Raw genomic sequence first — 8,602 nt, 5'->3', positions numbered from 1 at the left:
GAGCTGGCCGGGGGATCAGTAGGACAGCAGTCCGCCCCCGGCACCGGCGCCCATTCCGGCCGGCTCGCGGCCGACCGGTGCCATGCCGGTGTGGCGGCCGAGATGGTCGGCCATGGTCTCGGCGAAGTGGCGGTGCCCGGCCGGGTTCGGGTGCAGCCCGTCCGGGTCCCACAGCGTGGGCCCGCGCCACTCGGTGGCCGCGGCGATGTCCAGGCACACGGCGCCGCTGGCGGCCGCCGCCTCCTGCAGGTAGGCGTTGGCCTGCGCGAACCGGTCGCGCAGCAGCGCCCGGAACGCGGCCGGGACGGCCAGGTTCCCGGGGATGTCGGGGTAGGTGGCGGTGAACAGCACGGTGTCCGGCCCGGAGAGCCGGCCGAGGACCGCGGCGAGGTTGCGCCGGAACCGGGCCGGCTCGTAGTCGCTGACCAGGTCGTTGACCCCGCCGATGACACCGATCACGGTGGCCCTGGTGACGAGGGCGGCGGGCACCTGACGGTCCAGGATGTGCTGCGTGGTGGCCTGGTGGGTGCCGAGGTTGCGGTAGCCGCCGCGCGGGATCCCGAACAGCTCGGCGAAGCGGGGCACCCAGCCGGCGTAGCCGCCGCCGGGCCGCGGGTCCCCGCGGCCCTCCGCGAAGCTGTCCCCGAGGACCGTCAGCCGTGTTCTGCTCATCGCGCGTTCCTCTCCTCGGCGGCCTGCCCGGCCGGCAGCTGTCCACTGGTGATCCAGCTCGCCGCGGCCCGTCCGATGACCGCGCTGTCCTTGATCCACGCGAAGTGGTCGCGGTGGGCGACCCCCGAGGACTCCACGACGTGCCAGCGGGTCAGCCGCGCCGCGGGCATCCGGGAACAGAGGAAGTCCACGTTCGAGCTGGGGCCGAGCCGGTCCTCGTCCAGCGAGATCGCCAGCACCGGCCGGTCCAGGGCGCGCAGCGCGTCGTCGTGGCGCCGCGACGAGCCCTTGGGACGGCACCAGCTCGTCCGGGACTGACGCGCCCAGTCGACCATCACCTGGCCGGCCATGGCGCCGCCGATGAGCATGCCGCCGGGCCAGTACCCGCGGACCCGGGAGACCAGGCCGATGGTCTGGATCTTCCAGAACGCCTCGAACCAGTTGCGCCGTCCGAACGCCTTCCAGTACGGCGTGCCGGTGCCGATGGTCACGACGCCGGCGATCTCGCCCGGCGCGGCCGCCGCGTGGAAGAGCGCGAGCTGACCACCGAGGCTGTGGCCGAACAGGTACAGCGGCGCCCCGGGGAAGCGGGCCCGGACGGTACCGACGGCCGCGGGCAGGTCGACCTCGATCAGCTCGCGGTAGCCGAAGTTCGGCTGGTCGCGCAGGGCGGGCTTGCTCTCGCCATACCCGCGCTGGTCGAAGGTGGCCACCGACAGGCCCGCCATGAACAGCGCCTGGGCCATGGGCAGGTAGTACTTGGCCTTCAGGGCCATCGCCGGCAGCAGCATGACGACGGGTGCCATCGGGTCGGGCTGCGCCAGCACCCGGACCATGAGCGTGATCCCGGCGGAGACCGGCACCGGCAGCTTCTCCGGCTTGGCGGGCGCCGCGGTCGCCGCGGGCGCTGCGGTCTCAGTGGGTGGTGCCGTCTCAGCGGGCGCTGCCGTCTCGGTGGGCGCCGCGGTTCCGGTGGGGTCGGCGGGGGTCGTCGACTCGGTGGTCGGCATCGTCAGTCTCCGGCGATCGCGCAGGCGTAGTCGAAGTGGAACCGGGCGACGAGCACGTCGGCGTCGTCGTAGAGCAGCGCCTTGACGTCGAGGTCGAACCGCTCCGGCCCGGTGCCGGTTAGGACCCGGCGGGCCTCCCGCTCGTCGACCAGGCCGATCGCCCGCACCCGCCCGTTGGCCGGCTTGCGGAACGTCGAGCGGGCGTCGCGGACGACGAGGTACTCGAACCGGCTCAGCCGCGGCGCGAGCGCCCCGGCGACCGCCGCGGCGCCGGCGAGGTCGGCGGCCAGGAACAGCGCGCCGGCGTGCACGGTGCCGAGCTGGTTGGTGAGATCGGGCCGGTCCGGGATGATTACCATCGAGCGCTCCGCGTCGATCTCGGTGATGTCGATGCCGACGAACCGCCGGAACGGCACGATCGCGTTCGCGATCTCCCGGATGCGCTCGAGGTCGGGCGCCGCGGGGTCGGCGGTGGCCGCGCCGAAGACGGCGAACGGCCCGGGCCGGCTCTCCCCACCCGCCGCCGCGCCGGGCTGGCCGGAATTGGACGCCGTGGTCGGTGCGGACGTCGGTGTCATCGCGTGTCCTCTCCGGTGATGGCCGGCTGGTGGGCGCGCAGCACCCGCTTGGCGATGGAGGTGCGCAGGACCTCGGACGAGCCCTCGTAGATACGGAACCCGCGGGCCTCGACGAGGAAGCGCGCCACCAGGTGGTCCTCGCAGATCCCGAGGCCGCCGTAGAGCTGCACCACCCGGTCCAGGACCCGCCACACCGCCTCGGCGACGAACGTCTTGGCGACCGCCGCGCCGTGGCGGGCCGCGGAGCTCGCCACGCCCTGCTCGTCGAGCACCAGGGCCACCGAGCGGATCAGGGCACGGGCGGCGAGGATGTCGATCTCGTTGTCGGCGATGTGCGCCTGGGCCATGCCGTGCTCGGAGATCGGCCGGCCGAACGAGCTCCGCCGCTGGATCCACTCGGCCGCCATGCCGTGCGCCCGGGCGGCCACCCCGAGCCAGCTCATGCAGAACGCGAGCCGGGCCGGGGCCAGCCGCACCTGGGCGTAGCGCAGCCCGGCGCCGACGTCACCGAGCACTGCCTCGTCGGGGACGAAGCAGTCGGCGAAACTCACCTCGCAGTGCCCGCCCGGGGCGCTGTGGTCCAGGGTGGGCATGCGCCGTCCGACGGTCAGACCGGGGTTGTCCTGGTCGACCAGGAACATGGTGGTGCCGCCCTCGGTGCGGGCGATGCAGATCGTGAACGCGGCGCCCTCGGCCCCGGTGATGAAGTGCTTCGCGCCGTCGATGACCCAGCCGCCGTCGACCTGGGTCGCCGTCGTGCGGACCATCGAGGGGTCCGAGCCCGCGCCCGGCGCCGGCTCGGTGAGCGCGATCGCCGAGCGGGTCTCGCCGCGTAGCAGCGGGTGCAGGTAACGCTCGGCCTGGCTCGGCGTCGTGACGTCGGCGAGCAGGTGCATGTTCCCGTCGTCGGGCGCCGCGCAGTTCACGGCGATCGGGCCGATGAGGCTCGTCCCGGCGGCCTCGAGCACCTGCGCGAGCCCGGCGTTGTCCAGGCCGAGCCCGCCGAGCGCGACCGGCGTCAGCGGCCCGAAGACACCGGCCGCGCGGGCCGCGCGCTGCAGGTCGACACGGACGTCGTCGTCCATGTGCCGGCCCGCGACGATCAGCTCGCGCTCGACCGGCAGCACCTCCTCGCGCACGAACGCCAGCGTGCGCCGCGCGAGCTCGCCGACGTCGACGGCGCTCGTACCGGAGCCGGTCGTGGCGCCTGCCGGCGTGTCGTCGGGTGTCGTGCCGTTGCCCGTGTGGGGCGCGGCCACCGGAACGGTGCTCATCAGCCGATGCCTCCCGATCCTGGATCAGCCGGCCGACAGCAGACGCTTCTCGGCGGGCGTGCCGACCTCCTCGTAGAGCTCCGCGAGGTTGTCGGGGTGGAAGAAGTCGTGGCCGGGAACACCGCCGGCGATCATCCCGAAGAACTTCTTCGTGTAGCGGGGGCTCTGCGCCGTCGCGGTGAAGGCCGAGTGCAGGAACGGCGGCAGCACGAGGTGCGAGAGCGTGCAGGTCAGCTCGAACGTCCCGTGGCTCTCCTCGTCGCGGATCTTGACGTACTCGGCGGCGGCGTCGTCCAGCGTCCGCTCGCCGGCCAGGCCGGCGTGCAGCCGGTCGGCGAGCAGCTGCGCCTGGGTGAAGGCGTCGGTGATGCCCCAGCCGGTGAACGGGTCCTTGTGGTAGCCGGCGTCGCCGACCAGCGCCCAGCCGGGCCCGTGCGAGCGCCGGTAGTAGTTGTCCGGGTAGCGCATCGGACGGAACTCCTCGACGCGCCGGCCGCGGGCCCGCAGGTCCTCGCCGAGCTCGGGGACGACCGCGTCGAAGATGGCGTGGAAGCTGCCCTCGACGTCGGCGCGGAACTCGCTGAACGCCGAGCGGGGGCGGATGATCGACAGCAGGTGCCGGCCGTCGTGGGTCGGCCAGGTGCCGAACTGCTGCTCGCCGAAGCCGGTCCGGTGCTGGAACGTCCAGTCCAGGCCCTCGTAGTAGGAGTAGTAGATGAAGCCGGCCGCCGGCACCACCCGGTAGAAGTCCGCGCCGACCTTGTCGGCCACGGTGGACGTCCGCCCGTCCGCCCCGACCACGAACGCGGCGCGGAACTCCTGCTCGGGGCCCTCGCCGGCGCGGCCGCGGATGCCGGTGACCCGGCCGTCGTCGAAGAGCAGGTCACTGACCGTGAAGCCCTCGATCACCTCGGCGCCGGCCTCGCGGGCGGCGTCGACCAGCAGCTTGTCCAGGATGATCCGGCGCGGCGAGTAGACCTCGCTGATCCCCTCGATCGGGTCGGCGAAGCCCTCCAGGTAGATGCCGGTGTAGGAGAAGGTGAGGTGGCGCATCGGCGGGACGCCGGTGGCGACCAGGCGGTCCAGCAGGCCCCAGTCGCGCAGCCGGGCCAGGCCGGTCTGGTGCATGTAGTGGGTGGAGACGGTGTCGCTGGGGAAGGTCGACCGGTCCACGACCAGGACCCGGTGGCCCTGGCGGGCGAGCAGCATGGCCAGCGGTGAGCCGGCGCAGCGGGCGCCGACCACGATGACGTCGTACATCCTTGAGTGCTCCCGTCGGTCATGCGGGCGGAGAGGTCATACGGGCGAAGAGGTCAGCGGGCGGGAACGTCGTCCGTCGACGGCGGGTCAGGCCGGGGCCGGGGCGGGCGCGGCGGCCGGGGAGTAGAGCTCCTCGATCTCGGTGGCGAAGGCCGCCTCGATCGGCGCGCGGCGCAGCTTCATCGAGGGCGTCAGGTGACCGGCGTCGATGGTGAGCTGGGTGGGCAGGATCCGGAACCGGCGGATCGACTCGGCCCGGGAGACCAGGCCGTTGGCGTCGTCGACCGCCTCCCGCACCCGGTCGAGCAGGGCGGGGTGCTCCCACCAGCCGGGGGCGGCGAGGTCGATGCCGTGCGCCGCGGCCAGGGCGTTGAGCGCGCCCTGGTCGGTCGTCACCAGGGCGGCGACGTACGGGCGGGCCTCGCCGACGATCATGCAGTCGGCGACCAGCGGGTGCAGCCGCATCCGGTCCTCGAGCAGGGTCGGCGTGACGTTCTTGCCGCCGCTGGTCACCAGGATCTCCTTGCGGCGGCCGGTGATGACGAGGAAGCCGTCGGCGTCGAGGTGGCCCAGGTCGCCGGTGTGCAGCCAGCGGGACGGGTCGGCGCCGGGTTCGATCCGCGGGTTCTGGCCGGCCCGCCAGTAGCCGGGGGAGACGTTGGGCCCGGCGACCAGCACCTCGCCGTCCGGGGTGATCGCCACGGTGGTGCCGGGGATCGGCTGGCCGACCGTGCCGATGCGGTTGGTGCCGGGCTGGTTGACGGTCACCGCCGTCGCGGCCTCGGTGAGGCCGTAGCAGTTCAGGATTCGCACGCCGACGCCGCGGTAGAAGGCGGCCGTGGTCGCGTCCAGCGACGCGCCGCCGCTGATCACGTGGCTCAGCCGGCCACCGAACACGCCGTTGACCCGGCCCAGCGCCGCCGGGGCGGGCCGCCGCTCGGCGGCCGGCAGCCCCGACACCGCCGTGGCGTCGGCCGGCCCGGTCGACGAGCCGTCGACCGGGTCGCCGGCCAGTCCGGCGGCCACCGCCGCCAGCTCGGTGTCGGTGTCGACGACACCGCGCAGCCCCTTGCGGATCTTCTCCAGCGCGTAGGGGACGAGGGCGAGCACGGTCGGCCGGAAGGTCGCCATCGCGGGCAGGATGTCCGGGACCGACGCCAGCAGGCCCGTCCGCGTGCCGGCGTAGAGGCAGGCGACCAGGATCGTCCGGCCGAACACGTGCGCCAGCGGCAGGCAGAGCAGGGTCGACGCCTGCTCGGTCGATCCCGGCGGCGCACCGGCGCCCGCGGTGTCCGGCGAAGGCACGGGGCGCCACACCCGGAACAGCTCGCCGGTGTGCTCGACGGTGTTGGCACTGGAGGCGAACAGGTTGCCATGCGTGAGCAGGCAGCCCTTGGGCATGCCGGTCGTCCCGCTGGTGTAGACGATCGTCGCGAGCGAGTCCGCCCGCACGGCGTCCCGGCGCGCGGTGAACTCGTCCGCCGCGGCCGGCTCGCCGTCGTCGGCGGGGGCCTGCCACCCGTTCAGGTCGGCCAGCGGCCAGGGCAGCGCGCGCAGCGTCCCGGCGCCGGCCGTGGCGACCGCCGTGTGGTGCTCGGGGGTCTCGACGAAGCACCACGACATGCCGGAGTCGGTCACTATGTGGGTGATCTGCGTCGGCGAGGCGGTCGGGAAGATCGGCACGGTGATCGCGCCGAGGGCGAGGACCGCGAGATCGGCGACCACCCACTCGTAGCTGGTCCGGCCGACGATGCCGACGCGGTCGCCCACGCCCACCCCGTGGCCGAGGAGCACCGCGGCCACCCGGCGCACGTGCGCGTCGAGCTCGCGGACGGTGATGTCGTGCCAGTCCGCCCCGGCGGGCCGGCTGAGGATCACCCGGTCCGGATCGGTACGGACGCGGTCGTCGACGAGGGAATAAAGGCCGCGGTCGTCAGGAAGGACCCGGCCCGCTCCCAGGGTGTACTGCTGCACACCGACCACCTACTCGTGACGAGGGTTCGAATATTTTCCGGTGGATTTACCGAGCCCAGTCTCAATGCATCTTCGGTCGGCTGGCAATGTGCTTCTCGCGAACGATCCGTAAACGTCTCCTATCGCCGTCCAACGGGCGGGAGAGATTGATCGATCGTAATTATTTATTGTTGGTGCTGGGCGGATGGGAACGCGTGGGAGCGTGGTGGTGCCATCGGCCGGTTCGGGGGGTCCGCGGTCAGCGGGCGGGGACGGCGGCGCGCAGCCGGGCCAGGGTGGTCTCGAGCTCGGTGTGCTCGATCACCCGCCAGCCCCGGGCCTGGGCCGCGGCGCAGTTGACCGCGAGGTCGTCGATGAGCAGGCAGGCCCGCGGTGGCGTCCCGAAGCGCGACTCGGCGAGCTCGAAGATCGCCGGATCCGGCTTGCGCAGGCCCACCTCGAAGGAGTTGACGGTCTCCTCGAACGGGTCGACGGCCGGTGCCAGCGCCCGCCGGTGCGGTTCCCATTCCCGCACGCTGTTGGTGAGCATGCCGACGCGCACGCCGCTGGCCCGCACCCGGTCCAGCAGCTCGAACAGGGCCGTGTTGACGGTCCGGCCCGCGTACCAGTGGTCGCCGAAGCGGGTCAGGTCGATCCGCGGTGTCCAGGCCGGCGCCAGCTCCGCGGTGACCCGCAGGCCCCACTCGTGCTGGGAGAGCACCCCGAGCTCCAGCGGCTCGATCAGAGTCGCGCCGAAGGACGCCGCGACCCGCCGGATCGCCCCCCTGAGCTCGGATGTCGGCACCCCTGCCGCGCCCGCCACCTGGGCGAGCGAGCCGGCGATGGAGGAGCTGAGCACGCCGCCGTAGTCACACCAGACGGCCCGCACCGGCTCCCGCCCCGCACCGGCCGGCCCTGTCACACCCGCCGCACCTGTCACACCCGCCGGGCCCGCCGCACCGGGACCGTCTGGTCCCTCAGGCATGCGGTACCGCCTCGGCGACCCGGGCGGTGAAGCGGCTCGCGGGAGTGGCGATGTGCACCGGGCCGGCGAAGACCCGTTCGGCGTCCTCCTGGCGGGCCCGCAGCCAGGCCGGCTCGGCGGTCACGAAATGGGTCAGGACGAGCTGGCGCGCGTCGGCCTCGGCGGCGGCCAGCGCAGCGTCGGTGGCGCTGAGATGGCCGTGGTCGGTCGTGTCGGTCAGCTCCAGCGTCGCCTCGGCGAGCAGCAGGTCGACGTCCCGGGCGAACGGCACGAGCTTCTCGGTCACCCCGGTGTCGCCGGTGTAGGCGAGGCTGCCGGTCGCGCAGTCCACCCGGGTGCCGCAGTTGGGCACGGCGTGGCGCAGCTCGTGCAGCCCGACCGTCGCGTCGCCGACGACGAAGGTGTCGCCCGGCTCGTACTCGTGGACGTCGAAGGCCACCTCGAAGGCCCGGTCGAGCAGCGGGATCGTGGTGACGGGGAACAGCGCGGCGAGCGCGCGCAGCCGCTCCCGGCCGCCCCGCGGCACGTACAGCGGCACCGGGGCCCGCTGGACCTGCGTGGCCAGCTCGGGCAGCGTGGGGAACAGCGCGGCGAACCGGCCGTGCCCGGCCAGCAGAGTCTTGCCGACGGGCAGCAGGTCGTAGCAGTGGTCCAGGTGGAGGTGGCTGATGACCACGGCGTCGAGCCGGCGCGGATCGAGGACCGCGCTGAGCGCGGTGGCGGCGCCGGGACCGCAGTCCAGCAGCACGCGGGCCGCCTCGGTCTGCACCAGGTAGCTGGAGCTGCACTGGCCGGCGGCGGGCATCCCCGACCGGCACCCGAGGACAGTCAACTCCATCGTCACGTCCATTCTGTTCGGACCGGCCGTGC

The 8,602-nt window shown here is 73.5% G+C and carries 8 protein-coding genes; all 8 read right to left on the bottom strand.

Annotated elements, in window-relative coordinates; translation table 11 throughout:
- Positions 1–15: 15 nt before the first annotated feature.
- The 8 genes from B056_RS0107755 to B056_RS0107720 all read right to left on the bottom strand — a co-directional run bounded on the left by B056_RS0107755 (position 16) and on the right by B056_RS0107720 (position 8,570).
- On the bottom strand, positions 16–672 hold the full coding sequence (locus B056_RS0107755) for an SGNH/GDSL hydrolase family protein (RefSeq protein ID WP_018501314.1): 657 nt from the start codon (positions 670–672) through the stop codon (positions 16–18).
- Positions 669–1,682 (bottom strand): alpha/beta hydrolase family protein, encoded by a 1,014-nt coding sequence (locus B056_RS0107750; protein WP_018501313.1) that lies wholly within the window; start codon positions 1,680–1,682, stop codon positions 669–671. Before B056_RS0107750 ends, B056_RS0107755 begins: the two co-directional genes overlap by 4 nt.
- A gap of 2 nt (positions 1,683–1,684) precedes the next feature.
- Positions 1,685–2,260, bottom strand: coding sequence for a DUF4442 domain-containing protein (locus tag B056_RS0107745; protein ID WP_018501312.1), 576 nt, complete (start codon positions 2,258–2,260; stop codon positions 1,685–1,687).
- Positions 2,257–3,534 (bottom strand): acyl-CoA dehydrogenase family protein, encoded by a 1,278-nt coding sequence (locus tag B056_RS0107740; protein ID WP_018501311.1) that lies wholly within the window; start codon positions 3,532–3,534, stop codon positions 2,257–2,259. The genes B056_RS0107745 and B056_RS0107740 overlap by 4 nt, the downstream gene beginning before the upstream one ends.
- 24 nt (positions 3,535–3,558) lie before the next feature.
- Complete coding sequence (locus tag B056_RS0107735) at positions 3,559–4,794, bottom strand: NAD(P)/FAD-dependent oxidoreductase (protein WP_018501310.1); 1,236 nt, start codon at positions 4,792–4,794, stop codon at positions 3,559–3,561.
- Positions 4,795–4,881: 87 nt separating this feature from the next.
- Entirely contained in the window at positions 4,882–6,768 is a 1,887-nt protein-coding gene (locus B056_RS0107730) for an AMP-dependent synthetase/ligase (protein WP_035750633.1), read from the bottom strand.
- Between the two features lie 238 nt (positions 6,769–7,006).
- Positions 7,007–7,636: an HAD-IA family hydrolase gene (locus B056_RS0107725; RefSeq protein ID WP_018501308.1), complete on the bottom strand. Its 630-nt coding sequence runs from the start codon at positions 7,634–7,636 to the stop codon at positions 7,007–7,009.
- Between the two features lie 88 nt (positions 7,637–7,724).
- Positions 7,725–8,570 carry an MBL fold metallo-hydrolase gene (locus B056_RS0107720; RefSeq protein WP_035750671.1) on the bottom strand — a complete coding sequence of 282 codons (846 nt, stop codon included), beginning with the start codon at positions 8,568–8,570 and terminating at the stop codon, positions 7,725–7,727.
- Positions 8,571–8,602: the final 32 nt, after the last annotated feature.

The organism is Parafrankia discariae, assembly GCF_000373365.1.
In the GTDB taxonomy this organism is placed as follows: Bacteria; Actinomycetota; Actinomycetes; order Frankiales; family Frankiaceae; genus Parafrankia; species Parafrankia discariae.
This window is presented reverse-complemented; position numbering and strand designations above follow the sequence as displayed.